This is a genomic window from Rhodopseudomonas telluris (genome assembly GCF_042432815.1).
Taxonomy (GTDB): domain Bacteria; phylum Pseudomonadota; class Alphaproteobacteria; order Rhizobiales; family Xanthobacteraceae; genus Rhodopseudomonas; species Rhodopseudomonas telluris.
In genome coordinates, this window is the sequence record NZ_JBHLWM010000004.1 from 88,901 (window position 1) to 113,852 (window position 24,952).

Below are 24,952 nucleotides of genomic sequence, written 5' to 3' on the forward strand. Positions count from 1 at the left end.
AAGTGGAATGGCCGACCCGATCAAGCTCGTTCTCTACGTCGCCGGCGAAACGCCGAAATCGCTGGCCGCGATCCGCAACCTCGAGAGGATCTGCGCCGAGCATCTGGCCGGCAAGTACAAGGTCGAGGTGATCGACCTGAAGAAGCATCCGCAGCTCGCCCGCGAGCACGGCATCGTGGCGATCCCCACGCTGGTCAAAGAACTGCCGGTGCCGATCCGCAAGATCATTGGCGATCTCTCCGATACGCCGAAGGTGCTGGTGCATCTGTCGGTCGAAGGATCCTGACGTGACGTCGGCGGTCGCGGAGCTCAGCCGGGCCGAACTTGAAGCAAGGCTCGAAGAGGCCGAAGCGACCCTGCGGGCGATCCGCGACGGCGAGATCGACGCCGTCGTGGTCTCGGGCGGCGACAGCGAACAGGTCTTCACGCTCGAAGGCAGCAGCCAGTCGTACCGGACCTTCATGGAGACGATGGACGTCGGCGCCGCTGCGTTCGATGCTGAAGGACAGCTGCTCTACGCCAACGCCGCGCTGTGCATGCTGCTCGGCCGGCCTGCCGGCTCGCTCACCGGCGCGATGCTGATCGAGCTGCTCGACTCGGTTAACCAGGCGAAGTTTCGGCGCCTGCTGGCGCAGGCGGTTCAGCGGCGCGAGACCGCGGAGATTCATCTTCGCGCCGAAGCCGGCGCCCGCAGCCTGCTGCTCACGGGCGCGCCGCTGGATTTCGGCGTCGTGCGCGGCACTGCCATCACCTTCACCGACATCAGCGAGCGCGAGGAGGCCGCGGCGGCGCGCGAATCCGAGCGGCTGGCCCGCGCGATCCTCGCCTCCGCCAATGAAGCGGTGATCGTGTGCGACCGCGCCGGCCGCGTTACCCATCTGAACGGCGCCGCGATACGGATCTGCGCCGCATCGCCGATCGGCAAGATCTTCGGCGAAGCGATCGACCTGACCTTTGCGGACGCAACCGACCTCATGAGCGGCGCCGACATCGTCACCATGGCGATCAGTGGCATGCCGGTGCAGGGCCTCGAAGCCGCCGTGCGCGCGCCATCCGCTGCGATCACCGACGTGATGATCAGCGCCGCGCCGCTGGTGGTGTCCGGCGAGCGGATGCAGGGCTGCGTGGTCACGCTGGTGGACCTGTCACACCGCAAGGCCGCCGAGCGGCGGCAGGCGTTGCTGATGGGCGAGCTCGATCATCGCGTGAAGAACACGCTGGCCATGGTGATGGCGATCTGCGCCCGCACCGCCGCGCACGAGCGCACCATCGAGGATTTTCAGAAGTCGTTTTCCGGCCGGCTGCAGGCGCTGGCGGCGACCCATACGCTGCTGTCGAATTCCTCGTGGGAGAACCTGCAGATCAAGGACGTGCTCGGCGCCGAGCTGGAGCCGTTCGCATCGCTGTCGAGCGGCCGCATCGTGACGGAGGGGCTCGATATCGCGGTCGATGCCCGGATCGCGGTATCGCTCGGGCTGGTGTTCCACGAGCTCGTCACCAATGCGGTGAAATACGGCGCGCTGTCGGTGCCCGGCGGCAAGATTTCGGTGCGGCGCCTCGAAGCGAGTGACGTCGAGGCGCTGACGATCGAATGGCAGGAACAGGACGGCCCGCTGGTGACGCCGCCGACCTCCTCCGGCTTCGGCCAGACGTTGATCTCGCGCAGCCTGGGCAACGGCGGCGCCACGCTCGAATTTCGTCCCGCCGGCGTCGTCTGCCGGATCTCGATCCCGCGCGGTTAGCTCAGCCGATCGGCGGCATCTTGTCGATCAGCTTGTCCAGCGTGACGGGATAGTCGCGCACGCGGACGCCGGTCGCGTTGTACACGGCGTTGGCGATCGCGGCAGCGACGCCGCAGATGCCGAGCTCGGCGACGCCCTTGGCCTTCATCGGCGACGACATCGGATCGGTCTCGTCGAGGAATATCATGTCCTGATGCGGGATGTCGGCATGCACCGGCACTTCGTAGCCGGCGAGATCGTGATTGACGAAAAAGCCGACCTTCTTGTCGACCACCAGCTCCTCCATCAGCGCGGCTCCGACGCCCATCGTCATCGCGCCGATCACTTGGCTGCGTGCCGTTTTCGGGTTGAGGATGCGGCCCGCGGCGCAAACCGCCAGCATGCGTCGCACGCGAATTTCAGCCGTTGCGGCATCGACGCCGACTTCGACGAAATGCGCCCCGAAGGTCGATTGCTGCGCCTTCTTCTGCAGGTCGCCGTATTCGATGCCGTCCTCGGCTTCGATCTGACCGTCGCGCACGGCGTCGGCAAGCGGCACCCGGCGGTTGCCGGCGCGAACTTCGCCGCCTTCGAACTCGGCCTCTGCCGAATTGAAGCCGAGCTTCCGCGCCACCGCTTCGCGCAGCTTGACGCAGGCGGCGTAAACGCCGGCCGTGGAGTTGTTACCACCCCACTGGCCGCCGGAGCCTGCCGAGACCGGAAAGCGCGAGTCACCAAGGCGCACAGATATCTTCTGCAGCGGCAGGCCCATCATCTCGGCCGCGGTCTGGCCGATGATGGTGTAGCTGCCGGTGCCGATGTCGGTCATGTCGGTTTCGACCACCAGCGTGCCGTCCTGTTCGAGCCGGACGCGGGCCGCGGATTTGGTCAGCATATTGTTGCGGAACGCCGCGGCGACGCCCATGCCCACCAGCCACCGGCCGTCGCGGACCGACGCGGGCTGCGGATTGCGCTTGTCCCAACCGAACTTGTCGGCGCCGATCCGCATGCATTCGATGAGCTGCCGCTGCGAGAACGGAAGCTGCTTCGTCGCCGTGCTGTTGCCAGGCTTGCTGGACGCTTCCCCGACGTCCGGCACGACCTGGGTGTCGTTGCGGATGCGGAATTCGACGGGATCGAGTTTGAGCTTCTCGGCGATCTCGTCGATAGCGATCTCCAGCGCCATCATGCCCGGAGCTTCGCCGGGCGCGCGCATCGAATTGCCTTCTGGAAGGTCGAGAACGGCGAGCCGGGTCGCCGTCATGCGGTTTGGGCCGGCATACAGCAGGCGGGTCTGGCTGATCGCGCCTTCTGGCTTGCCGTCTGGCAGGTCGCCCGACCAGCTTTCATGGCCGATCGCGGTGATCTTGCCGTCGCGATCCGCCCCGATGCGCAGGCGCTGGATGGTAGCGGGCCGATGCGTGGTGTTGTTGAACACCAGTGCACGCTGCAGCGTGAGCTTGACGGGCCGGCCCGCGGCACGAGCGCCCAGCGCCGCAAGCACGGCGTCGGCGCGCAGGAACAGTTTGCCGCCGAAGCCGCCGCCGATATACGGCGACACCAGCCTCACATTCTCCTTCGGAATGCCGAGCGTCTTGGCGAGATCCTGAACGCCCCACGCGATCATCTGATTGGACGTCCACACTGTGAGTTTGTCGCCCTCCCACATCGCCGTCGAGGCGTGCGGCTCCATCATGGCGTGGGATTCGTCGGGCGTGCTGTAGGTCTCGTCGATCTTCACGGGTGCGGCCGCAAAAGCAGCGGCGAAATCGCCGACCGATGAGTCGCCGGGATCCGACATCACCTTGGCAGGCTTGGCCGTATCACGCTCTGCCGCCAGATCGAACGTGCCGCGCTCGCTCTGATAGCTGACGTGGACGAGCTGCGCAGCCGCGCGGGCCTGTTCGAACGTCTCGGCGACGACCACCGCGACGGCCTGGTGATAATGCTGCACCTCCGGGCCGGCGAGCAGCTTCGCGGTGTTCTTGCTGCCCTTGTCGAGCTTGCCGGCACTATCGGCGGTGACGATCGCGAGCACGCCCGGGGCCGCTTTCGCGGCGGCCAGATCGATGCTGGTTATCCGTCCTTTGGCGATGGCGGCGCCGACGATGTAGCCATAGGCGGCATTGGGCGCGATGTCGTGGCGTTCATACGCGTAGCGCGCGGTGCCGGTGGTCTTCAGTGGGCCGTCGATGCGATCGACCGGCTGGCCGACGATGGTGAGGCGGTCGATCGGATTGGTCGTGGCGGGAGCGTCGAATTTCATCGGATCAGCCTTTCGCTTCGGCGAGGACGGCGCCCAGCGTTCGCTCGACGAGCGGGACCTTGAATGCGTTCTGCTCGGTGGTGCGGGCGCCGGCGAGGAGCCGCTGCGTCACCGCTTGGGCGCCGCGCGGCATCTCGGACTCGGCCTCTTCGATGCGCCACGGCTTGTGAGCGACGCCGCCGAGTGCGACGCGACCGCTGCCGTCGCGCTGCACGATCGCGGCGACCGAAATCAGCGCAAAGGCGAAGGACGCGCGGTCGCGCACTTTGCGATAGATGTGCGTGCCGCCGAGCGGCTTCGGCAACGTCACCGCGGTGATCAGTTCGCCGGGACGCAGCGTGGTGTCGTCCTGCGGACGGTCGCCGGGCAGGCGATGAAACTCTGCGATCGGAATGCTGCGTTTCGCGCCGTCGCCGCTGACGGTCTCGACCGTCGCGTCGAGGACGCGCATCGCCACCGCCATGTCGCTCGGATGCGTCGCGATGCAGGCATCGCTGACGCCGACCACTGCGAGTTGCCGGCTGTACCCCTGCAGCGCGCCGCAGCCGCTGCCGGGACTGCGTTTGTTGCACGGCTGGTTGGTGTCGTAAAAATAAGGACAGCGCGTTCGCTGCAGCAGATTGCCGGCCGTGGTCGCCTGATTGCGCAGTTGGCCGTTGGCGCCTGAGACCAGCGCGCGCGATAACACCGCATAGTCGCGGCGAACGCGCGTGTCGGCCGCGAGATCGGTGTTGCGCACCAGCGCGCCGATCCGCAAGCCGCCGTCCGGCGTGTCTTCGATCTTGTCGAGACCGATGGCGTTGACGTCGATCAGATGTTGCGGTGCCTCGATCTGCAGCTTCATCAGATCCAGCAGATTGGTGCCGCCGGCCACGAATTTAGCGTTGGGTGTCCGCGCCGCCGCTGCGGCGGCTTCGGCCGGAGACTTGGCGCGCTCGTAAGTAAACGGCTTCATGCCGGCCTCCCTGCGACTTCGGTGATCGCTTCGGCGATGTTGGAGTAAGCGCCGCAGCGGCAGATGTTGCCGCTCATCCGTTCGCGCAGTTCGGCGTTGGTCAGTTCGGGTTTGGCCATCAGGTCGGCGGTGACGTGGCTCGGAATGCCCGCCTTGATTTCATCGAGCACGGCCACCGCCGAGCAGATCTGGCCCGGCGTGCAATACCCGCACTGATAGCCGTCGTGTTTGACGAACGCGGCCTGCATCGGGTGCAGCTTGTCCGGCGTGCCGAGCCCTTCGATGGTGGTGATCTCGTCGCCTTCGTGCATCACGGCCAGCGACAGGCAGGAGGCGATGCGGCGGCCGTCCACGATCACCGTGCAGGCGCCGCACTGGCCCTGGTCGCAACCCTTCTTCGAGCCGGTGAGATGCAGATGCTCGCGCAGTGCGTCGAGTAGCGTGGTCCGCGTGTCGAGTTCCAGGTCACGCGTCGCGCCGTTGACCGTGAATGACACCTTGGCGGTTGTCGGTGCTCCTTCCGCTGCGGCGGGCGTCATGCTCGGCGGCATCTGTGCGCCGGCGGCGCCCGGCTTCGCGCCGAGCGCAATCGTCGCCGCCGAACCCAGCAGCAGGTTCCGCCGGGAAAGTTCGAAGTCGCTGAGTTCCACCATAGGCCGGTCCGTTTCGTCGGAGACAACGTGCCGGTGCAGAACGCCGCGGAGCGCGTATGTTTCCGATCGCGGCAGGTCAATCGCTGGGCAGCCGCGCGGTCGCCGCGGTCGGGCGAGTCACTTGGGCGATACTTAAGCTCTTGGTGGGGAAGATGCGTCAGCCTCCCGCGAGCTGCCTCAGCGGCAGCCGGGCGCTTTCCTTCAGGCGATCGAGCACGATCGAGGAGCGCACATGCGCGACGCTCTGGTGCGGCATCAGCACGTTGTTGACGAGGTCGGACAGGCCTTTCAGATCGCGCAGCACGGCCTTGAGCACGTAGTCCGCGTCGCCGGTCAGCGAATAGGCTTCCTGCACTTCGTCGATCCTGCCGATCAGCGATCGGAACTTCTTGGCGTTGTCGGGCGAATGCGTCGCCAGCGTGATCTGGATGAAGGCGACGACGCCGAAGCCGAGCGCGTCGCCTGCGAGCTCGGCGCGATAGCCGGTGATGATGTTGTCCTGCTCCAGCCGCATCCGCCGCCGCGAGCACTGCGATGGCGACAGCTGCACCCGGTCGGCCAGTTCCTGATTGGTGAGGCGGCCGTCGTCCTGCAGCGCGCTCAGGATCTTGAGATCGAAGGCATCGACAGAAAGCATGCGCAACAGCCATCATTCATGCACGGATCGTGCATGAGTTAGCGCAAGTGGCTCGCATTTGCACGCTTCTTGCGCCCCGGATGGCAGAGGATGCAGACTCAAGAAACAATCCAGAGGAGCCGCCCGATGGGACCCTTTCCGCACGATGCGCAGCCGGCCACGATCAGTGCCGACAATCCGATGGGCACCGACGGCTTCGAGTTCGTCGAATTCGCCCATCCCGATCCGGCGCAGCTTCATGCCCTGTTCCGGCTGATGGGCTTCAGCCTGGTCGCGAAGCATCGCAGCAAGGCGATCTCGGTCTATCGTCAGGGCGACGTCAACTATCTGGTCAACGAGCAGCCCGGCACCCACGGCACCGACTTTGTCGCCGCGCATGGACCGTGCGCGCCGTCGATGGCGTTCCGCGTCGTCGATGCGCAGAAGGCTTATGAGCGCGCGATCGCGCTCGGCGCGGAGCCGGCTGATGTCTCGTCCGCACAGGCGACGCTCGACGTGCCGGCCATCAAGGGCATCGGCGGCAGCCTGCTGTATTTCGTCGATCGCTACGGCGCCAAGGGCTCGGCTTACGAGGCCGAGTTCGAGTGGACCGGTGCGCGCGACGCCCGCCCGGCTGGCGCCGGGCTCTATTACATCGATCACCTGACCCACAACGTCCACCGCGGCCGCATGGATGTGTGGACCGGCTTCTACGCCAAGCTGTTCAACTTCCGGCAGATCCGGTTCTTCGACATCGAGGGTCGCGCCTCCGGCCTGTTCTCGCGCGCGCTGACCAGCCCGGACGGCAAGATCCGGATCCCGATCAACGAGGACGCCGGCGATTCCGGGCAGATCGAAGAATATCTGACGCTGTATCGCGGCGAAGGCATTCAGCACATCGCCTGCGGCTGCCGCGACATCTATCGCACCGTCGAGGGACTGCGTGCGAGCGGCCTGCCGTTCATGCCGTCGCCGCCGGAGACGTATTTCGAAAAGATCGACGCGCGGCTGCCCAAGCACGGCGAGGACATCGCCCGGCTGCAGCAGAACGGCATCCTGATCGACGGCGAAGGCGTGGTAGAGGGCGGCCAGACCAAGGTGCTGCTGCAGATCTTCTCCGCCAACGCGATCGGCCCGATCTTCTTCGAGTTCATCCAGCGCAAGGGCGACGACGGCTTCGGCGAAGGCAACTTCAAAGCGCTGTTCGAATCGATCGAAGAAGACCAGATCCGCCGCGGTGTACTGAAGGCAGATGTGGCGGCGTAGCGCGCTCAGCGTGGCAACGTGGGGCGGTCCAATCTCTCACGATATCAGGACACCCTTCGTCAAACGCTCACAACTAGCACGACCTCATGGTGAGGAGGCGCGAAGCGCCGTCTCGAACCATGCGCCGCAGGCACATGTGGGCTCATCCTTCGAGACGCCCGGCTATGCCGGGCTCCTCAGGATGAGGAGGCAGTGCCGGTGTGATTGCTTCGATCGATGAGCCTACACGTCCACCGTCGCGCTCAGCGAGTTCTCCTGGATGAACTCGCGGCGGGGTTCGACGACGTCGCCCATCAGCTTGGTGAAGATGTCGTCGGCCTCGTCCACTTCGCGCACCTTCACCTGCAGCAGCGAGCGGGCGTTGGTGTCGAGCGTGGTTTCCCAGAGCTGGTTGGGGTTCATCTCGCCGAGGCCTTTGTAGCGCTGCAGGGCGATGCCCTTGCGGCCGGCGTCGGTCACCGCCTCGAACAGGCTGACGGGACCGTGGATCGCGGTCTCGGCATCCTTGCGGCGTAGCACGCCGGGGCGCGGATAGACCTCTTGCAGCACGGCCGCATATTCGTCGAGCTTGCGCGCGTCCGCCGAACCGAGCAGCGCGTCGTCGATCATCGCGACGTCTTTCACGCCGCGCACGGTGCGCTCGAAGTGGAAGCCCTCGCCTTCGACGAAGCGGCCGACCCAGCCGCGCTCGACTTCGTCGGCGAGCGCATCCAGCCGCCGCGCGATGTAGTCCGCGGCGCCATTGGCCTTCTCGACGTCCTTGCTGATTTCGGTGTTGAGCACGCCGGCGATCGCCGCCTGCTCGACCACGCTGCGATTGTAGCGACTGTGCAGATTATGCAGCGTGCCGCGGATCGCGCGCGCGTCCTCGACCAGCGCCAGCAGGTCGCGGCCGCCGCGCACCTCGCCGTTGGCGAGCTTGAAGGCGCAGTCGTCGAGCCCGGTCGAGATCAGATAGTCTTCGAGCGCGCGCTCATCCTTGAGATACTGCTCGGACTTGCCGCGCGTCACTTTGTAGAGCGGCGGCTGCGCGATGTAGAGATAGCCGCCCTCGATCAGCGACGGCATCTGCCGGAAGAAGAACGTCAACAGCAGGGTCCGGATGTGCGCGCCGTCGACGTCGGCGTCGGTCATCAGGATGATCTTGTGATAGCGCAGCTTCGACAGGTCGAAGTCGTCGCGGCCGATGCCGGTGCCGAGCGCGGTGATCAGCGTGCCGATCTGCTCGGACGACAGCATCTTGTCGAAGCGCGCGCGCTCGACATTGAGGATCTTGCCGCGCAGCGGCAGCACGGCCTGGAATTCGCGGTTGCGGCCCTGCTTGGCGGAGCCGCCGGCCGAGTCACCCTCGACGATGAACAGTTCGGATTTCGACGGATCGCGCTCCTGACAGTCGGCCAGCTTGCCGGGCAGCGAGGCGATGTCGAGCGCACCCTTGCGCCGCGTCAGCTCGCGGGCCTTGCGCGCGGCCTCGCGGGCGGCGGCGGCTTCGATCACCTTGCCGACGATGGTCTTGGCTTCGCTCGGGTGCTCCTCGAACCATGCGGCGAGCGCCTCGTTGAGCACGTTCTCGACCACCGGGCGCACTTCCGAGGACACCAGCTTGTCCTTGGTCTGCGACGAAAACTTCGGGTCCGGCACCTTCACCGACAGCACCGCGGTGAGACCTTCGCGGCAGTCGTCGCCGGTCAGCGCGACCTTTTCCTTTTTGGCGTTGTTGTCGGCGTAGCCGGTGAGCTGGCGCGTCAGCGCGGCGCGGAAGCCGGCCAGATGCGTGCCGCCGTCGCGCTGCGGGATGTTGTTGGTGAAGCACAGCACGTTCTCGTGGTACGTGTCGTTCCACCACAGCGCGGCTTCGACCGCGATGCCGTTGAGATCGGCCGCGACCACGATCGGCGCCGGCACGATCGGCTTCTTGTTGCGATCGAGATACTTGACGAATTCGGTGACGCCGCCCTCGTAGCGCATCTCCTCGCGCTTCTCGACCGCGTGGCGCAGGTCGGACAAGAGGATGTTGACGCCGGAGTTGAGGAAGGCGAGTTCGCGCAGCCGGTGCTCCAGCGTGGCGAAGTCGTACTCGATGTGGGTGAAGGTTTCCGGAGACGCGAAGAACGTCACTTCGGTGCCGCGGCGGCCATTGGCGTCGCCGACGACGCTGAGCGGCGCCACCGCATCGCCATGGGCGAACTCGATAAGATGTTCCTTGCCGTTACGCCACACCCGCAGGATCAGCTTGCTCGACAGCGCGTTGACCACCGAGACGCCGACGCCGTGCAGACCGCCCGACACCTTGTAGGAGTTCTGGTCGAATTTTCCGCCGGCGTGCAGCTGGGTCATGATGACCTCGGCTGCCGAGATGCCTTCGCCCTTGTGGATGTCGACCGGAATGCCGCGCCCGTCGTCGCGCACCGTCACCGAGCCGTCGGCGTTGAGGATCACTTCGACCGCGCTGGCGTGGCCGGCGAGCGCTTCGTCGATGGCGTTGTCGACGACTTCGTACACCATGTGGTGCAGGCCGGAGCCGTCGTCGGTGTCGCCGATATACATGCCGGGCCGCTTGCGCACGGCGTCGAGCCCCTTCAGCACCCGGATCGATTCCGCGCCGTATTCGGCGGGGACGGGCGACGGGGTTTCGGCGATCGGCTGCCGGGCGGGTTCAGTCATGCAACAACCTTTGAAGGGTGAAATCGAATCGGCGTGCGACGGCGCGATGAGATGTTCTTTGTGCCACGAAAGACGGGGCGCGCCTAGCCCTAAGTCGTGTGTGACAAGTGATTGAAGATGTAGGATTTTTTCTGCGATTCGCAAGGCACGAAACGGCCGTTTCGAAGGCCGCCGACAGTCGCCGCGGAACCTTGGGTTTCGGCCCGCGGAACAGCGCCGCCCGGGCTCATTTTCGGGGCGAGATGCGGCCGGATTCGACGGTGAAAATCTCGGCGCCAGCGCCGATCTCGGCGAACGCGGCGGGGTCGGCGCCGGTCATCCACACCTGCGCGCCGAGCCGGGCGAGTTCGTCGAACAGCGCGGCCCGTCGGCCGGGGTCGAGATGCGCCACGACTTCGTCGAGCAGCAGCAGCGGCGTGATGCCGGTCATCTCCGAGACGAGCTGCGCATGCGCCAGCACCAGGCCGATCAGCAGCGCCTTCTGCTCGCCGGTCGAGGCGTCGCGCGCCGGCATCGCCTTCGGCGCATAGACGACTTCGAGATCGGTGAGGTGCGGGCCGTCCAGCGTGCGGCCGGCGGCGGCGTCGCGCGGCCGGCTGTCGCGCAGCACGCCGCGATAGCGGTCCTCGACCGCGGTGGCGGGCTCGGCGAGCAACGCGGTTTCCATCCAGCCGTCGAGCATGATCTTGGCCGACGGGAAGGCGGATGCCGCGCCGCGGGCGTCGAGCATCGCGGCGAGCCGCATCGCGGTCTGCCCGCGCATTGCCGCGACCGCGACCGCAAGCTCGGCGGTCTCGCGCTCGATCGCATCGAGCCAATGCGAGTCGGCGTTGCGATAGTCCTCGAGCAGGCGATTGCGTGACCTGAGACTGCGGTCGAGCGCGGAAACGCGGCCGGAATGCTGGCTGTCGATCGCCAGCACCAGGCGGTCGAAGAACCGCCGCCGTTCGGAGGCCGCGCCCATGAACAGTCCGTCCATCGCCGGCGTCAGCCACACCATGCGCAGATGATCGCCGAACGCGGTGGCGGAACCGACCGGCTCGCGATCAATCCGGCAGCGCCGCGTGGTCGGCGCGTCGGCGCGCGGCGGATCGATGCCGGTGCCGAGCGTCGCAAGCCCGAACGCGCCTTCGACCTCGGCCGACACTGCCCAGGAGCCGTCGCCCTCGTTCTCGGCGACATCGTCCAGCGTCGCCCGCCGCAGCCCACGCCCCGGCGACAGAAACGAGATCGCCTCGAGACAATTGGTCTTGCCTGCGCCGTTCGCCCCGACCAGCACGACGCGCTCCGCCGCCGTCGTCAACGAAGCGGCCCGATAACTGCGAAAATGCGTCAGCGACAAGCGGGTGATGCGGGAGGCGGTCATGCAGTCAGTCGGGGGCTCGGGCGTTGCACGGGACTGCAGCTTGCTCTGTCGTCACCCTCCGCGAAAGCGGAGGGTCCAGTATTCCAGAGCGTTCGCGTGCGGCCGAAGCGCTCTGGAATACTGGGTCGCCCGGTCGAGCCGGGCGATGACGTGTGGGGTTGCTGCAGCGCCGCCCCGCTACACCCGCATCGGCATCAGCACGTATAGCGCGGTCTTGGCGTCGCGGTCCTGGATCAGCGTGGGCGAGCCGGGGTCGGCGAGGCGCAGTACGGCGACTTCGCCTTCGATCTGGGCGGCGATGTCGAGCAAATAGCGCGAGTTGAAGCCGATATCGAGCGGGTCGGAGGCGTATTCGACTTCGAGTTCTTCGGTCGCGCTGCCGGAATCCGGATTGGTCACCGACAGCACCAGCTTGCCCGCCGACAGCGCCAGCTTCACGGCGCGGCCGCGTTCGCTCGAGATCGTCGAGACGCGGTCGACCGCGGCCTCGAAGTCCTTCTTGTCGACCACCAGCTCCTTGTCGTTGTTCTGCGGAATGACGCGGCCGTAGTCCGGGAAGGTGCCGTCGATCAGCTTCGAGGTCAGTACCACATTGCCAATGGTGAAGCGGATCTTGCCGGCTGAGAGTTCGAGGCCGATCTCGGCTTCGGTGTCCTCGATCAGCCGCTGGACTTCGCCGACCGTCTTGCGCGGCACGATCACGCCCGGCATCCCGGCGGCGCCGGCAGGCTGCGCCAGATCGACCTGCGCGAGGCGATGGCCGTCGGTGGCGACCGCGCGCAGCTTGGCGTCCTTGGCCGAGCCGGCGGTGTGCAGATAGATGCCGTTCAGGTAGTAGCGGGTCTCTTCGGTCGAGATCGCGAACTGCGTGCGATCGATCAGCCGCTTCACGTCGGCGGCGGGCACCGCGAACGAATGGCTCATCTCGCCGGCGGCGAGATCGGGGAAATCGCTTTCCGGCAGCGTCTGCAGCGTGAAGCGCGAGCGGCCTGCGCGGATCGCCAGCACCGAGCGGTCGCCGTCCGTCTCCAGCACGATCTGCGAACCGTCCGGCAGCTTGCGGACGATGTCGTAGAACATGTGGGCCGGCACGGTGGTGGAGCCCGCCGTCGCGGTCTCGGCCGGCAGCGTCTCGGTGACTTCCAGGTCGAGGTCGGTCGCCTTGAGGGCGAGCTGGTTGCTTTCGGCGCGCACCAGCACGTTGCCGAGAATCGGAATGGTGTTGCGGCGCTCGACCACGCGGTGGACGTGGCCCAGCGACTTCAACAATTGCGCGCGTTCGACCGTGACCTTCATGACAAGACCCGCCTGATCCGTACCCGCATCGTGAGATGGAGTCCCCGGAGGTATGGAGGAGCCGGGCGGCCTGAAACGGCGCCGCGGCACGAGAACCCTGCGGGATGTCGCCCGACCCCGCGGGGGGACCGCAAGGTGGCGTGTTAGGCCGGCGGACGCAAGAGCGTGCCGGCCTTAGGCGTCGGAATTTCCCCGATTTTTCCGTCTGGAGCGATCGGTTCGCGGCGTGGCGGCGGATGCCGCCGGGCCCGAGCCCCGTCTATTCCTGAAGCTGGCGCTTCAGCGACTCGACCTCATCGGACAGCGTGGTGTCCTTGGAGACGAGCCCTTCGATCTTGCGCACGGCGTGCAGCACGGTGGTGTGGTCGCGGCCACCGAAGCGGCGGCCGATTTCCGGCAGCGAGCGCAGCGTCAGTGTCTTGGCCAGATACATCGCCACCTGGCGCGGGCGCACCACATTGGCGGTGCGGCGCGACGACAACAGGTCGGAGCGGCTGACATTGTACTGCCGCGCGACGACGCGCTGGATGTCCTCGATCTTGATCCGCTTCGGCTCCTGCGGGCGGATCAGGTCGCGCACCTCGTGCTCGGCCATTTCCAGCGTCACCGGCTGATTGTTCAGCTTGGAGTGGGCGAGCAGACGGTTGATCGCGCCTTCGAGGTCGCGGCCGTTATGGGTGATGGCGCGCGCCAGATATTCCAGCACCGGCTGCGGCACATCGAAGCTCGCATGATGCGCGCGCGCCGCCACGACGCGCGATTTCAGAATGCCGAGACGCAGATCCTCGCCGAGCGACGCCATCTCGACCACGAGACCACCGGCGAGCCGCGAGCGCACGCGTTCGTCGAGGCTTTCCAGATCCGACGGCGGACGATCGGCCGCGACCACGACCTGGCGGCCGGCGTCGATCAGCGCGTTCAGCGTGTGGCAGAACTCGGCCTGCGTGGTCTTGCCCTGCAGGAACTGCAGATCGTCGATCACCAGCACGTCGATGCCGCGCAGCGCTTCCTTGAAGGCGAGCGACGTCTGCGTCTTCAGCGCGGCGACGAAGCCGTACATGAATTTCTCGGCAGTGAGATACAGCACCTTGCGCTCGGTGCCGGAATTGCCGGCCCAGGTCACGGCCTGCAGCAGATGCGTCTTGCCGAGGCCGACGCCGGAATGGATGTACAGCGGATTGAACATCACCGGATCGCCGCGGCGGCCTTCGGCCACCTGCTTGGCGGCGGCATGCGCCAGCGTGTTGGAGCGGCCGACCACGAAGCTCGCGAAGGTCAGGCGCGGATCGAGCGGCGAACCGCCGAGCGCGTCGTGATTGGAGGCGGCCGGAGTGGTCGCATTGGTGCTGCGCAGCTCGGGCGCCGAGCGCTGCTCTTCGCGGCGATGCTCGGCCGGTGCGGCGGCATCCTTGACGGCCGGAGTGGCGGCGCGCATCGGCGTCCGCACCGTCACTTCGATGCGGTTCACTTCGGGAATCTCGGCCTGCCAGCAGGTCAGCACCTTGTCGGAGTAGTGCGTCTGAATCCAGCTCTTCAGGAAACGCGTCGGCACCGACAGATGCACGCTCTCTTGCTGAATGGCTTCCAGGTCCATGCGGGCGAACCAGCTCGAATACACGTCCTCGCCGACGCTCGTGCGCAGGCGGCCTTTGACGCGAGACCAGCGATCATGTTCCATATTCGACATTTCAGCAGCTTTTCAGATGGAGTGATGTTCAACGCGCGGGCGAAACCATGACGGCTCACGCCACGCCGCGGCGTCGCGAAGCAAACTCCGGACACAGCTCTGCCGTTCGGCAACGTGCCGACGTCAGGACAGATCCGATTTTAGATGGATTGCTTCAGGTCAGCGCGGACTCGACGGAGATCCCGGAGTGCTGGCGCAACAGCGACTGGTGATGGTGGTAGTGGTCGTCGTGGTCAAACAATGGTGCCCCGAACCCTCGGCGTACAGAAATGAAGTGCTGAATTGGTAGCTCATGAAACCTCCCCCTCCTGACGCGCTTGCGCGCGGCAAGATGTCGTCGAGTCAAATCTGCATCCAAGCCGCTGCGCGTTTTTTCAGAACGACCCGTCGGTCCGTCCGGTTGCCGGTGTCGCTGCATCGTTCGCTGGAAACGTTCGCAAGTGAACGCGCCGTACGCTTCAGACACAGCTTCGCCGGTCTCATATTGCTATGAGTGACAACCCGGCTGTCATTTGAAAAACGCCGCTAACACGCATACCGCCGCCGATCTGCATGCCCGCCCTTGGTTCTCAAATCGCGCTGATCTGAAGAGCCGTGGGCGTCGCGGGCGATCTAAGAAATACACGACCTCCCGATGGCCGCAACGGATATGATTCGTCGGAGGGGGGCTTGACGGCGATGCGCCGCGCGCGGCCGCACAAGGCGACTAACAACCGTTGCGGCAAGATTTTGAATCTGTGCGGAGATTCGACGCCGTGCGGGACCGTGACAATTCCATCGCACGCCAAAAAGTATTTCATGAATCCTTTACCTTTGACGGTAGCACGACGGCATTTTCCAAGTGCTCGTCTTCGCTTTGCCTTTAAGTCTCTCGCGAGTCGGACGTTTTTGTGAGCGCTGAAGCAGGGTAGCCGACTCCGATGTTGCACTGCGTAAAGTTCCGAGGCGGATGGCGAGAGCAACTCTGCAAAATTTTCTTCGTGACGTTTCGCCGCTGTGCCGCAGGCGTTTCTGACGTCGGCGCCGCTTGCGTAGGTTGCGTGACGCGAGTGCTTCGTGCGGGCTCGACTTCACCGAAGACGATCGCAAAGCTCAGCGACGTCATGGATGCGAAGTCGTTTCATCACGCCGTCGATACGGTGCGTAGAAGAGATCTCTTCGCCGATGAAATGTGACACGCGTCGTGCGGAGACAACGAGCAGCGCTTAGTGCGGCGAACGCCGCGCGAGACCACAGATGACGCCAGCATGCACATCTGGTCGCCAAGCGGACGCCAAAAATCCGGCAGGGCCGGCACAAAAAAAAGCCCGGCTCAGCCGGGCACGGACAAACGGGTACAGACAAACAGGCTCAGACAACGAGCACAGACAAAAATGCCCGGCCGAGCCGGGCATTGCTGATCTCGATCTTGACGCGGGACTTACTTCCCGAGCTGCGCGATCCGGTGCGCGAGGCGCGACACCTTCCGGCTCGCGGCGTTCTTGTGAACGATGTTGCGCTGAGCAGCGCGCATCAGCGCCGGCTCGGCATTGGCCATCGCCTTCAGCGCGGCCTCGCGGTCGCCGCTGGCGATCGCCTCTTCGACGGTCCGGACCGAACCGCGCATCTGGGTACGGCGCGACTTGTTGACCGCGGTGCGCCGGGCAATCTTGCGAGTCGCTTTCTTCGCGGAAGACGTATTGGCCATGTTCTCTCAAATCCTGCAGCGGCCTCCGCTGCGGAGGGCCGGGCTGATTGGCGGAGCCGCCGTTGATCGGAGCCTCGCCGTGTGTTCCGGATGTCCTGAAGATTGTCCCTGGAGCCGGCGGGCCGAAAATGCCGCATCGCTTCAAAGACGATCGGCGGCAGGGACGCCCCCACCGCCATTGCCGGCCTTATAAAGCCACCGCTTTCCAGCGTCAACGGTCGCGGTGGCCGCATTTGCGGGCGCCCGGCGGGCCACCGTTCGCCGCCGGGGCGGCCAAACCGGCCCGGCAGTCCGGGATAAGTCGCTGGCGAGGTTGTCTTTTGTGCGTCCGCCCGGTAGATGCGGCCACGCACGGTCAATTTCATCGGGGTGGACGATGATCCGCGGGTTCTTTCGACTGATCGGCCTGTTGCTGCTGACCGGGGGGTTCATCTTCCTGGTCTATGACGGCGCGCGCTCGGTGGCCGACAGCTCGCTGCAGCTGACCCGCCTCGGCGAATTCTGGAACGACGTCCATCAGTCGAGCCAGCATGCGTTCCGCCTGTGGGTCGAGCAGTCCGCGCCCTGGGCGTGGGACGGCGTCCGGCTGCTGCTGGCGCAACCGACCTTCGCGGTGCTGGGCATTCTCGGCCTGCTGCTGATGTTGCTGTTCCGGCCGCGCAAGCCGTTGATCGGCTACGCCCGCGACTGACGTTTCGAAACCTGTCGATCGGCGCCTCGATACCTATATTGCAAGTCAGTCGGGAGCCGGGCGCGACAGCGAACGTCGTGCACCGGCTCTCGTTCGAGCAACAGGCCGCCGGGCGCGTGTGAGCGTCGCGGCGCCGGGAGGTGTCCATGTTCTTCATGCGCAAGTCGACCACGATGCCGAGCGCCAGCGAAGCGCTGCCGGGCCGCGCCACGCCGATCCCCACCGCACGCAGCCATTTCGTCAACGGCCATCCGATCCAGCCGCCTTATCCGGACGGGCTGGAGCAGGCGGTGTTTGGGCTCGGCTGCTTCTGGGGCGCGGAACGCAAGTTCTGGGAACTCGGTGACGGCGTCTACACCACCGCAGTCGGCTATGCCGGCGGCTTCACGCCGAACCCGACCTATGAGGAAACCTGCTCCGGCCGCACCGGCCACACCGAAGTGGTGTTGGTGGTGTTCGATCCGAAGAAGATCTCCTACGAGGCGCTGCTGAAGACGTTCTGGGAGAGCCACGACCCGACCCAGGGTATGCGCCAGGGCAACGACGTCGGATCGCAATATCGCTCGGCGATTTACACCTTCGGTGACGATCAGGCGCGGGCCGCGAAGGCGTCGCGCGAAGCCTATCAGCAGGCGCTCGGCGCCAAGCGGTTCGGCCCGATCACCACCGAGATCGCGCCGGCCGGCGAATTCTACTTCGCCGAGGACTATCATCAGCAATATCTCGCCAAGAATCCCGGCGGTTATTGCGGTCTGGGCGGCACCGGCGTGTCGTGCCCGGTTGGCGTCGGCGTAAACGCATAGCGAAGACGCTGCGGCCCGTCCCCTCACGCCGGAGGGGACGGGCTGCGCTAGCGCATTCCCACCACGACCGTCTCTCGTGAGCCCGCCATCACTGAACGATCCGACGGCAGGCGCTCTGTCGCGCGTCACGACGTCCCTGCTCACGGTTTCCCGCCGAACTACGCAGTCGCCAAGAGTTTGTTAACCCTAACGGGGCATAAACGGAGCCGTGTCGTGGAGAGGGAATGGCTCCAGTGCGGTTCGTACCTGCGTTTCGATTGTCGATGATCGCCGTGATGGGCGCGATTGCGCTGGGCGGCTGCATGCGGCGGTCCGGCCCGGTCGCCGTACAGCCCTCCAACACCCTCGACAGCCTAGCTTATGGTGGCCCGGCCGGTCCCGGTCCGGTGGCGTACGCGCCGGTTGCCGGTCCGCAGCCGGAATATCGCCTCGACGCCGGCGATCGACTGCGCATCGTGGTCTACGGGCAGGAAGGCCTCACCAACACCTATGCGATCGATGCCTCCGGCGCGATCACCATGCCGCTGATCGGCAGCGTTCCCGCGCGCGGACGCACGCCTGCAGGTCTTGCCGCCGCCATCACGGCGCGGCTGCGCAATGGTTACATCCGCGAGCCGTCGGTGGCGGTCGAGATCGAGTCCTACCGGCCGTTCTTCATCCTCGGCGAAGTGCTGGCGCCCGGCCAATATCCCTACGTCCCGAACATGACGGTCGAGAGCGCGATCGCGATCGCCGGCGGCTTCACGCCCCGCGCCAAGCGCGACGGCGCGATCCTGACCCATCCGGAAAACGGCGCCCTGGTCCGCGCCCAGGTGCCGCTCGCCACGCCGCTCAGCCCCGGCGACACCGTCATGGTCGGCGAGCGCTGGTTTTAGGGTGGCGGATGAGTCGAGTAACATCGGCTCACCACCCCCGCCGTCTTCGCCGGGCTTGATCCGGCGATCCATCTCACAAAAGAAGCCGCTGCGCGGCGATGGATGCGCGGGTCGAGCCCGCGCATGACGATTGTTTGTGATAACGCGCCCTGAGTGGCGTCAACCGCCGCTCGGCCGCTTACTTCAAATACGTCCCGAAGAAATCCAGGCTGCGCTGCCAGGCGCGGTCGGAGCTTTGCTTGTCGAAGCTGGCTCGCTCGTCGCAGCCGAAGCCGTGCTGAGCCTCGAGATAGACGTGGACGTCGACTTCCGGACGCTTCGCCTTGATGGTCTCGACATCGGTGAGCGGAATGCCGGAGTCCTTTTCGCCGAAATGCAGTTGCGTCGGCACCTTGGGGGCCTCGTCGGCGAACTTTACGATGGCGCCGCCGTAGTAACCGACCGCGGCACTCAGTCCGCTGAGCCGCGTCGCCGCCAGATAGGCGACGGTGCCGCCCAGGCAGAACCCGATCACGCCGACCGGACCTTCGGCCTTGACCGCATCGATCGCCGCCTGGGTGTCGCGCAGCATCGCGTCCCAATCCGGCGCGGCGACGAATTTGCGCGCCACCGCGACTTCCTCCGGTGAATAGCCGCTTTGGAAATTTCGCTCGATCCGGTCGAAAATCGCCGGCGCGATCGCCCGGTAGCCCTGCGCGGCGAAGCGGTCGCAGACCGCGCGGATGTGGTGATTGACGCCAAAGATCTCCTGGATCACCACCACCGAAGCGGCAGCAGCCCCGGCCGGATCGGCGCGATAGCCGCCGAGTTGAAATCCGTCGTCAGCCGTCAGCGTGATGTCGTGTCCCACGAGCAACCCCTGTGTTGGTGGTGATAAGTTCAGATGTGTGATGGTGGCGACGCGGTTACGGCTATTGCCACATCCAGTTGCGTCCCCAGTCGCCCTTCCAGCCGGTCAGCCGACCTTTGCGGAATTGCAGATACAGCCGGTCGCGACGATCGAAGAAACCGCTGCCACCGGCTGTGCGGATCGCCAGGAAGATCTCGTCGCCAGGACGGCCGCCGATATAGTTGAGCGGCGTACCGAGTGCGCGCGACGCGGACGCGGCGTCCATGCCGAACGCGAGCGGTGTGGCATTCGACAGCGTCGCGGTGAAGGGCGGCGCGATCTCCGGCGCCACGAGGACAGGTGCGATCTGCTGCGCCAAAGCCGGCGGCGCGGCGAGCGACGCGAATACCACAGCCACGGCGAACCATCCCGCCGCGCGTGCCGGCGAGGGATGTTCGTCGGTCCCGGTAGGTACGCTGTCTGTCATCGCCATCCCCGTGCTGTGCGGGATCATAGATGTTTTGCACCGCAATGCCGAGAGCGGTCTGGGGCAATTCCGGACAAAACTCGATCAAATTCGTACGGAAAAAACATCCAACATTAAGAATGCCCGTTAAGCACCGGGAACCGATTTCCCGTTAGGGATGTCCAAGACGTGCGTACTATCCAGGCTGGTGATTCATGAATGCTGTAGCCCGACAACCCGCGCCCCGGTCCGAGCCGCGCCGGCGGTTGCTTCTGGCATCCGACCGTCGTGATCAGAGTGCGGACCTCGCCCGGATCCTGGCAGGCGTTGCCGACGTACAGACCATTGCCACCAACCAGCTTCCCGACACGCCGGCGCAGGAATTGTCCGGCATCGTGGTCGATATCAATCTGCGCTCGGCGGAAAGCGTTCAGGCGGTGCGGCGCAAGTTGCTCGGCGGCGGCTATCAGCCGATCCCGCGGCTGTTCGTGCTCGCCGACGAACTGCACCACGGATCGATGCAGGCCTGGGCGCTCGGCGCCACCGACACGATCGCGCGTCCGTTCGATCCGCGCGACTTGCTGTCCCGGATCCGCGCCGCGTTTCCGGATGCGTCCGAGACCACCGAGACCGCTCGCGCCGAGGCGATGAGCAAGGGCGTTGCCGCCGCGCACGGCGTGCTGGTCAAGATCTTCGAGCGGCTGCCGGCCGGCAAGCCGCTCAGCTATCAGGACGTGCTGCAGGCCGAGGCGCCGATCCTCAAGGCGATCAAGCGCACCTCGCTGCGGGAATGGCTCGCCACGGTGGGCCGGCATCACAACGAGAGCTATCGGCTGGCGCTGTTCGCGACCGGCTATGCGGTCGCCTTCGCGCAGCATCTCGGCATGCGTGAGGAAGACCAGCGGCGTCTCACCCGCGCGGCGCTGTTGTTCGACGTCGGCAAGGCGTTCGTCGACGTCGCGCTGCTCGACAATCTCGACGGCCTGCAGGGTGAGCGATTGCAGAAGTTTCGCGAGCATCCGCGCCGCGGCTACGATGCGCTGGCCTCCGAAGGCAGCTTCCCGCGCGAGACGCTCGACGTGGTGTTGCATCACCACGAACTGCTTGACGGCTCCGGCTATCCAGATGGGCTGCACGGCGACCAGATCAGCGATATCGTCCGGATCACCACGATCGTCGATATGTTCACGTCGCTGGTGGCGCAGCGCAAGAACCACACGCCGCTGATGCCGCTGCACGCCTTCTCGGCGATGGAAGCGATCGGCGACAAGATCGACCAGCGCTTGCTTCAGGCGTTCCGCCCGGTGGCGCTGGGCGGCTAGGTCGGGAGCCGGCGGGTTAGTTCACCGACATGCCGTCGAGGGCAAAGGCGCGCCAGCGCCGTGCCCACGCGCGGCCGTGCAGGCCCTGAGCTTTGCCGCAGCGGGTGGGCACGCTTCGCCTGGCCCACCCCACGGGTTTCCGCCCTCGCTCCGCGATCGGCGCACCCGAACTAATCCGCCAGCATCTTCCTCAGTTCAGCCTTCGCCACTTTTTCCAGCGTCGAGCGCGGCATGTCGTCGACGAGACGGACTTCGCGCGGGCGCTTGAAATCGGCGAGGGCCGAGGCGCAGGCGGCGCTGATGCGGTCGGCGAAGTCCGGCGGCGCGGCGGCGACGCCGCCCTGCGGGATCACGAACACCACCGGCACTTCGTCGAGCATCGGGTGCTTCTTGGCTACTACGGCGGCCTCGCGGACGCCCGGCACGGTGATCACCACCTGCTCGATTTCCGACGCCGCGACGTTCTCGCCGCCGACCTTCAGCATGTCCTTGGCGCGGTCGCCGAACTTGATCGCGCCGTGCTGCAGCAGCGTGACGCGGTCGCCGGTGATGAAGTAACCGTCCTCGTCGAAGCTGTCGCGCGTCGCCTGCTCGTTGTGGAGATACTCCTTGAACAGCGACAGGCCGGGCACGCCCTTGATCAACAGGTTGCCGGTGTCGCCAACCTGCGTCGGCGCGCCATCGTCGCCGATCACCCGCAGCGAATATTCCGGCGCGGCGCGGCCGATCGTCATCGGCGTGTTGGGTTGATCGGCTTCGGCGATGATGCCGTGGGTGATGGTTTCGGTCATGCCCCACCAGCCGATCGTCTTGACGCCGAACGAGGCGAACGGCGGCGGTTCGGAGACCGCTGTGCCCCACATCCTGAACTGATGCGACGCTGGCCGCTCCTGCTCGAGCAGGGCCTTCAGGCAGAACGCGATGGTCGAATTCCAGGTGCAGCGCTGTTCGGTCGCGACCTTCCAGAACCGGCTCGCCGAGAACCGCGGCTGCACCACGCAGGTCCCCCCGACCCACAGGCTCGCCAGCATCGAATAGGCCAGCGCGTTGGTGTGGAACAGCGGCAGATAAGCGAGGTGCACGTCGTCGGCGCGCAGCGTCTGGTGCGCGGCGTTGATCTTGGCGCCCCACAGCGCATTGGCGTGAGTCCACAGCACCGCCTTCGGCCGCGACGTGGTGCCCGAGGTGTACTGCACGCTGCACGGCGCGAACGGATCGGTGGGACGGCGTGGCCGGTCGGCGCTGTGGCCAAACAGGCTCTCGAACGAGTCCGTCTTGGCGGCCTTCTGGGCCGGCAGCGGCGAGCCCGGGTCGTGCGAGATCACCGCGATCCAGCGCAGGTTCTTGCAGTTGGTGGCGACGAGGTCCGCATAGGCCGGCTGGGTGATGGCCGCGACGGCGCCGCAGTGACCCGCAAAGTATTCGATCTCGGCGGCGGCCGAGCGGGTATTGGTGGTCACCGCCAGCGCGCCGAGTTCGACACAGGCGAACCAGCTCAGCAGAAACTCCGCGCAATTGTCGAGATGGATCAGCACTGCGTCGCCCGGCTTGATGCCGCGCGCCGCGAGGCCGGCGGCCAGCGCACCGACGCGGTCGTGGAATTCGCCATAGCTCCAGATCCGCGCAGGAGCCTCGAACGGCGCCCAGACGATGAAGGGATGATCGCGCCGCGTCTCGGCGTGCAGCCGCAGCAGCCACGGCACATCCATGCCGGCGAACGGACTCACCACGCCAGGCGCTTCGATCGGATGCGGCATTGCTGTTCTCCCTTGCTGCGCGCTCGGCGCGTTGGCGCGCTTTCCGCCGGCGGCATCGTCCGCGGCGCGCGCATCTCGTTGGTTGCGGCCACCTTGTGCCACCGCGCGAACGCAGGTGCAATTCGGACGGACTCAACGGGCAATGCACGCGCCGCAACGCTGTGTCTCGAACGGGGCGGTTAGTTTCCGCAATGCAGGCTTGTGCTTCTGCCGCACTGCAGCTTGAGCGCGCCGATCGCTCGGCTACACTCGTTCCGCCTCACGGCATTCGGACCGCGCGCCACGACGCGGCCGCACAGGGAGCGAACGATGATCACACGCCGCAGCGCGATCCAGGCGATCGCGATGGCTGCCACGGCGAGCACGCTGCTACCCCGCCGCAGTCTCGCGCTCGACTATCCGACCCGTCCGGTCCGTTTCGTCGTCGGCTATCCGGCCGGCGGCGCCACCGACATCCTGGCGCGGCTGATCGGCGCCAAGCTGTCGGAGCGGCTCGGCCAGCAGTTCGTCATCGAGAACAAGCCGGGCGCCGGCAACAATATCGGCACCGAAGCGGTGGTGAACGCGCCGGCGGACGGCTACACGATCCTGCTGGTCAATCCGGCCAACTACATCAACACCTCGCTTTACGCGAAGCTCAATTTCGACTTCGTCCGCGACGTCGCCGGCGTCGCCGCGTTCAATCGCACCGCCAACGTGATGACGGTCAACAGCCAGGTGCCGTCGAAGACCGTCGCCGAATTCATCGATTTCGTGAAAAACAATCCCGGCAAGGTCAATCTCGCTTCGTCCGGCAACGGCACCTCGGTGCATCTGTCGGGCGAGATGTTCATGGCGATGACCGGGGTGAAGATGCAGCACGTGCCGTATCGCGGCGCCGCGCCTGCGATCACCGATATGCTCGGCGGCCAGGTGCAGCTGATCTTCGACAACATGCCGTCGATCATCCAGCACATCCGCGGCGGCACGCTGCGCGCGCTGGCGGTGACCACGGCACAGCGCTCGGATCTGCTGCCGGACGTCCCGACGCTGGCCGAGACCGTGCCGGGCTACGAGGCCAGCGCGCTGTTCGGCATGGGCGCGCCGAAAGCGACGCCGCCCGAAATCGTTGCCAAGCTGAATAGCGAGGTCAATGCGGTGCTGGCCGATCCGGCCGTCAAGGCGCGGCTGATCGAACTCGGCGGCGCGCCGCTCATCGGCCCGCCGGCGGCGTTCGACACGATGATTGCGGACGAAACCGCCAAATGGAGCAAGGTGGTGAAGTTCGCCGGGCTCAAGGTCGAGTAGCAGCTGGTCGCATCACTGACCCGCGAGGCGAATCGGATCGCGCAGGGCTGCGATCCGGTGCGCCCCTGCGACAATCCATCGTGATAGCAAACCCGGAACGTTCGCTGCAGCGCATCGTTGGCTGCGCATGACGGCACGGTGACGTGCTCGCAACACAGGAGATTTCACGATGAGAGCTTTGGCCTTGACCGCAATGGCAATCGGCGCGCTCGGCGCGACGCAACTGATCACGGCGAAGCCGGCCGCCGCGCAGATCGAATACCCGTACTGCAAGCAAGGCGCGCTGCAGGGCTATCCGGGTAACTGTAATTTCGTCAGCTTCGAGGCGTGCCGCTTCTCGTCGCAGGGCACCGGCGGCAATTGCGTCGCCAACCCGCGCTACGGCGCCTGGGCCGGCGGTCACGGCGCGTACGGCGGCGCCTACGGGGCCTACGGCTACGCGCCGGCTTACGACGGCGGCGACTACTAATCGAAGCGGGAGCGCGGGCGGCTCAGCCGCCGCGCTCCTTGCGGCTGTAGTTCGAAAAGTGCCCCTCGCGCGCCGCGTTGGCGCGGGCGGCCCGAATGACGCCCTTGCTTTTGCCGGGCGGCGCCGGGCGCGACACCATGCGCTCCATCTTGCGGCCGCCACAGTGCGGACAGCGCGGCTTGTCGGAGAACCCGATCAAAAGCTCGCTGTCCTTGTCGCAACTCCCACAATGAAACCCATAAAGCGGCATCGCCGCACCTCCCGCAGCCATTCATC

Annotated in this window: 22 protein-coding genes; 9 read left to right on the forward strand and 13 right to left on the reverse strand. The window is 66.1% G+C overall.

Annotation, left to right across the window (positions count from 1 at the left end):
* Nucleotides 1–7: 7 nt before the first annotated feature.
* Both ACFFJ6_RS10330 and ACFFJ6_RS10335 read left to right on the forward strand, forming a co-directional pair.
* Nucleotides 8–286: a circadian clock KaiB family protein gene (locus tag ACFFJ6_RS10330; protein WP_378387227.1), complete on the forward strand. Its 279-nt coding sequence runs from the start codon at nt 8–10 to the stop codon at nt 284–286.
* A 1-nt stretch (nt 287) separates the two neighbouring features.
* Nucleotides 288–1,742, forward strand: coding sequence for a sensor histidine kinase (locus ACFFJ6_RS10335; protein ID WP_378387229.1), 1,455 nt, complete (start codon nt 288–290; stop codon nt 1,740–1,742).
* A 1-nt stretch (nt 1,743) separates the two neighbouring features.
* Here ACFFJ6_RS10335 and paoC read toward each other — a convergent pair whose 3' ends face one another.
* The 4 genes from paoC to ACFFJ6_RS10355 all read right to left on the reverse strand — a co-directional run bounded on the left by paoC (nt 1,744) and on the right by ACFFJ6_RS10355 (nt 6,232).
* Nucleotides 1,744–3,987, reverse strand: a complete 2,244-nt coding sequence (gene paoC / locus ACFFJ6_RS10340) for an aldehyde oxidoreductase molybdenum-binding subunit PaoC (protein ID WP_378387231.1) — start codon at nt 3,985–3,987, stop codon at nt 1,744–1,746.
* Between the two features lie 4 nt (nt 3,988–3,991).
* Nucleotides 3,992–4,942, reverse strand: coding sequence for an FAD binding domain-containing protein (locus ACFFJ6_RS10345; protein ID WP_378387233.1), 951 nt, complete (start codon nt 4,940–4,942; stop codon nt 3,992–3,994).
* Complete coding sequence (gene paoA / locus ACFFJ6_RS10350) at nt 4,939–5,595, reverse strand: aldehyde dehydrogenase iron-sulfur subunit PaoA (RefSeq protein ID WP_378387235.1); 657 nt, start codon at nt 5,593–5,595, stop codon at nt 4,939–4,941. Before paoA ends, ACFFJ6_RS10345 begins: the two co-directional genes overlap by 4 nt.
* 157 nt (nt 5,596–5,752) lie before the next feature.
* Nucleotides 5,753–6,232, reverse strand: a complete 480-nt coding sequence (locus ACFFJ6_RS10355; RefSeq protein ID WP_378387237.1) for an Lrp/AsnC family transcriptional regulator — start codon at nt 6,230–6,232, stop codon at nt 5,753–5,755.
* A gap of 126 nt (nt 6,233–6,358) precedes the next feature.
* Here ACFFJ6_RS10355 and hppD point away from each other — a divergent pair, with 126 nt between their 5' ends.
* Nucleotides 6,359–7,477, forward strand: a complete 1,119-nt coding sequence (gene hppD, locus ACFFJ6_RS10360) for a 4-hydroxyphenylpyruvate dioxygenase (RefSeq protein WP_378387239.1) — start codon at nt 6,359–6,361, stop codon at nt 7,475–7,477.
* 222 nt (nt 7,478–7,699) lie between these two features.
* On the opposite strand, the gene gyrB is transcribed toward hppD, so the two are convergent.
* The 5 genes from gyrB to rpsT form a co-directional block, all read right to left on the reverse strand.
* A complete protein-coding gene (gene gyrB, locus ACFFJ6_RS10365; RefSeq protein WP_378387241.1) occupies nt 7,700–10,141 on the reverse strand; it encodes a DNA topoisomerase (ATP-hydrolyzing) subunit B in 2,442 nt (813 codons plus the stop codon).
* Between the two features lie 226 nt (nt 10,142–10,367).
* Nucleotides 10,368–11,507 (reverse strand): DNA replication/repair protein RecF, encoded by a 1,140-nt coding sequence (gene recF, locus ACFFJ6_RS10370; RefSeq protein WP_378387243.1) that lies wholly within the window; start codon nt 11,505–11,507, stop codon nt 10,368–10,370.
* Nucleotides 11,508–11,684: 177 nt separating this feature from the next.
* Nucleotides 11,685–12,803 (reverse strand): DNA polymerase III subunit beta, encoded by a 1,119-nt coding sequence (gene dnaN, locus ACFFJ6_RS10375; RefSeq protein WP_378387246.1) that lies wholly within the window; start codon nt 12,801–12,803, stop codon nt 11,685–11,687.
* 259 nt (nt 12,804–13,062) lie between these two features.
* The gene (gene dnaA / locus ACFFJ6_RS10380) at nt 13,063–14,490 is read right to left on the reverse strand and encodes a chromosomal replication initiator protein DnaA (RefSeq protein ID WP_378387248.1); all 1,428 of its coding nucleotides are present in this window, start codon (nt 14,488–14,490) and stop codon (nt 13,063–13,065) included.
* Between the two features lie 1,420 nt (nt 14,491–15,910).
* On the reverse strand, nt 15,911–16,177 hold the full coding sequence (rpsT, locus tag ACFFJ6_RS10385) for a 30S ribosomal protein S20 (RefSeq protein WP_011443577.1): 267 nt from the start codon (nt 16,175–16,177) through the stop codon (nt 15,911–15,913).
* 376 nt (nt 16,178–16,553) lie between these two features.
* On the opposite strand from rpsT, the gene ACFFJ6_RS10390 reads away from it, so the two are divergent.
* The 3 genes from ACFFJ6_RS10390 to ACFFJ6_RS10400 all read left to right on the forward strand — a co-directional run bounded on the left by ACFFJ6_RS10390 (nt 16,554) and on the right by ACFFJ6_RS10400 (nt 18,546).
* Nucleotides 16,554–16,868, forward strand: coding sequence for a hypothetical protein (locus ACFFJ6_RS10390; protein WP_378387251.1), 315 nt, complete (start codon nt 16,554–16,556; stop codon nt 16,866–16,868).
* Between the two features lie 146 nt (nt 16,869–17,014).
* Nucleotides 17,015–17,671 carry a peptide-methionine (S)-S-oxide reductase MsrA gene (msrA, locus tag ACFFJ6_RS10395; protein ID WP_378387253.1) on the forward strand — a complete coding sequence of 219 codons (657 nt, stop codon included), beginning with the start codon at nt 17,015–17,017 and terminating at the stop codon, nt 17,669–17,671.
* Nucleotides 17,672–17,895: 224 nt separating this feature from the next.
* Nucleotides 17,896–18,546: a polysaccharide biosynthesis/export family protein gene (locus ACFFJ6_RS10400; protein ID WP_378387255.1), complete on the forward strand. Its 651-nt coding sequence runs from the start codon at nt 17,896–17,898 to the stop codon at nt 18,544–18,546.
* Nucleotides 18,547–18,724: 178 nt separating this feature from the next.
* On the opposite strand, the gene ACFFJ6_RS10405 is transcribed toward ACFFJ6_RS10400, so the two are convergent.
* Both ACFFJ6_RS10405 and ACFFJ6_RS10410 read right to left on the reverse strand, forming a co-directional pair.
* On the reverse strand, nt 18,725–19,396 hold the full coding sequence (locus tag ACFFJ6_RS10405; protein ID WP_378387257.1) for a dienelactone hydrolase family protein: 672 nt from the start codon (nt 19,394–19,396) through the stop codon (nt 18,725–18,727).
* 61 nt (nt 19,397–19,457) lie between these two features.
* Nucleotides 19,458–19,793 carry a hypothetical protein gene (locus tag ACFFJ6_RS10410; RefSeq protein WP_378387259.1) on the reverse strand — a complete coding sequence of 112 codons (336 nt, stop codon included), beginning with the start codon at nt 19,791–19,793 and terminating at the stop codon, nt 19,458–19,460.
* 263 nt (nt 19,794–20,056) lie between these two features.
* On the opposite strand from ACFFJ6_RS10410, the gene ACFFJ6_RS10415 reads away from it, so the two are divergent.
* On the forward strand, nt 20,057–21,163 hold the full coding sequence (locus tag ACFFJ6_RS10415; protein WP_378387261.1) for an HD-GYP domain-containing protein: 1,107 nt from the start codon (nt 20,057–20,059) through the stop codon (nt 21,161–21,163).
* A gap of 170 nt (nt 21,164–21,333) precedes the next feature.
* Here ACFFJ6_RS10415 and ACFFJ6_RS10420 read toward each other — a convergent pair whose 3' ends face one another.
* Complete coding sequence (locus ACFFJ6_RS10420; RefSeq protein WP_378387263.1) at nt 21,334–22,920, reverse strand: AMP-binding protein; 1,587 nt, start codon at nt 22,918–22,920, stop codon at nt 21,334–21,336.
* Between the two features lie 309 nt (nt 22,921–23,229).
* On the opposite strand from ACFFJ6_RS10420, the gene ACFFJ6_RS10425 reads away from it, so the two are divergent.
* Entirely contained in the window at nt 23,230–24,207 is a 978-nt protein-coding gene (locus tag ACFFJ6_RS10425) for a Bug family tripartite tricarboxylate transporter substrate binding protein (RefSeq protein WP_378387265.1), read from the forward strand.
* 169 nt (nt 24,208–24,376) lie between these two features.
* The gene (locus ACFFJ6_RS10430; protein WP_378387267.1) at nt 24,377–24,676 is read left to right on the forward strand and encodes a DUF3551 domain-containing protein; all 300 of its coding nucleotides are present in this window, start codon (nt 24,377–24,379) and stop codon (nt 24,674–24,676) included.
* A 22-nt stretch (nt 24,677–24,698) separates the two neighbouring features.
* Here ACFFJ6_RS10430 and ACFFJ6_RS10435 read toward each other — a convergent pair whose 3' ends face one another.
* Nucleotides 24,699–24,926, reverse strand: coding sequence for an FmdB family zinc ribbon protein (locus ACFFJ6_RS10435; RefSeq protein ID WP_378387269.1), 228 nt, complete (start codon nt 24,924–24,926; stop codon nt 24,699–24,701).
* Between the last annotated feature and the right edge of the window lie 26 nt (nt 24,927–24,952).

Coding starts and splice junctions, on each gene's coding strand:
- ACFFJ6_RS10345 (WP_378387233.1), bottom strand. CDS start 4,942: ATGAAGCCGTTTACTTACGAGCGCGCCAAGTCTCCGGCCGAAGCCGCC.
- paoC (WP_378387231.1), bottom strand. CDS start 3,987: ATGAAATTCGACGCTCCCGCCACGACCAATCCGATCGACCGCCTCACC.
- dnaA (WP_378387248.1), bottom strand. CDS start 14,490: ATGTCGAATATGGAACATGATCGCTGGTCTCGCGTCAAAGGCCGCCTG.
- ACFFJ6_RS10425 (WP_378387265.1), top strand. CDS start 23,230: ATGATCACACGCCGCAGCGCGATCCAGGCGATCGCGATGGCTGCCACG.
- paoA (WP_378387235.1), bottom strand. CDS start 5,595: ATGGTGGAACTCAGCGACTTCGAACTTTCCCGGCGGAACCTGCTGCTG.
- ACFFJ6_RS10400 (WP_378387255.1), top strand. CDS start 17,896: ATGGCTCCAGTGCGGTTCGTACCTGCGTTTCGATTGTCGATGATCGCC.
- ACFFJ6_RS10390 (WP_378387251.1), top strand. CDS start 16,554: ATGATCCGCGGGTTCTTTCGACTGATCGGCCTGTTGCTGCTGACCGGG.
- ACFFJ6_RS10435 (WP_378387269.1), bottom strand. CDS start 24,926: ATGCCGCTTTATGGGTTTCATTGTGGGAGTTGCGACAAGGACAGCGAG.
- ACFFJ6_RS10355 (WP_378387237.1), bottom strand. CDS start 6,232: ATGCTTTCTGTCGATGCCTTCGATCTCAAGATCCTGAGCGCGCTGCAG.
- msrA (WP_378387253.1), top strand. CDS start 17,015: ATGTTCTTCATGCGCAAGTCGACCACGATGCCGAGCGCCAGCGAAGCG.
- ACFFJ6_RS10330 (WP_378387227.1), top strand. CDS start 8: ATGGCCGACCCGATCAAGCTCGTTCTCTACGTCGCCGGCGAAACGCCG.
- ACFFJ6_RS10420 (WP_378387263.1), bottom strand. CDS start 22,920: ATGCCGCATCCGATCGAAGCGCCTGGCGTGGTGAGTCCGTTCGCCGGC.
- recF (WP_378387243.1), bottom strand. CDS start 11,507: ATGACCGCCTCCCGCATCACCCGCTTGTCGCTGACGCATTTTCGCAGT.
- ACFFJ6_RS10415 (WP_378387261.1), top strand. CDS start 20,057: ATGAATGCTGTAGCCCGACAACCCGCGCCCCGGTCCGAGCCGCGCCGG.
- hppD (WP_378387239.1), top strand. CDS start 6,359: ATGGGACCCTTTCCGCACGATGCGCAGCCGGCCACGATCAGTGCCGAC.
- dnaN (WP_378387246.1), bottom strand. CDS start 12,803: ATGAAGGTCACGGTCGAACGCGCGCAATTGTTGAAGTCGCTGGGCCAC.
- ACFFJ6_RS10430 (WP_378387267.1), top strand. CDS start 24,377: ATGAGAGCTTTGGCCTTGACCGCAATGGCAATCGGCGCGCTCGGCGCG.
- gyrB (WP_378387241.1), bottom strand. CDS start 10,141: ATGACTGAACCCGCCCGGCAGCCGATCGCCGAAACCCCGTCGCCCGTC.
- rpsT (WP_011443577.1), bottom strand. CDS start 16,177: ATGGCCAATACGTCTTCCGCGAAGAAAGCGACTCGCAAGATTGCCCGG.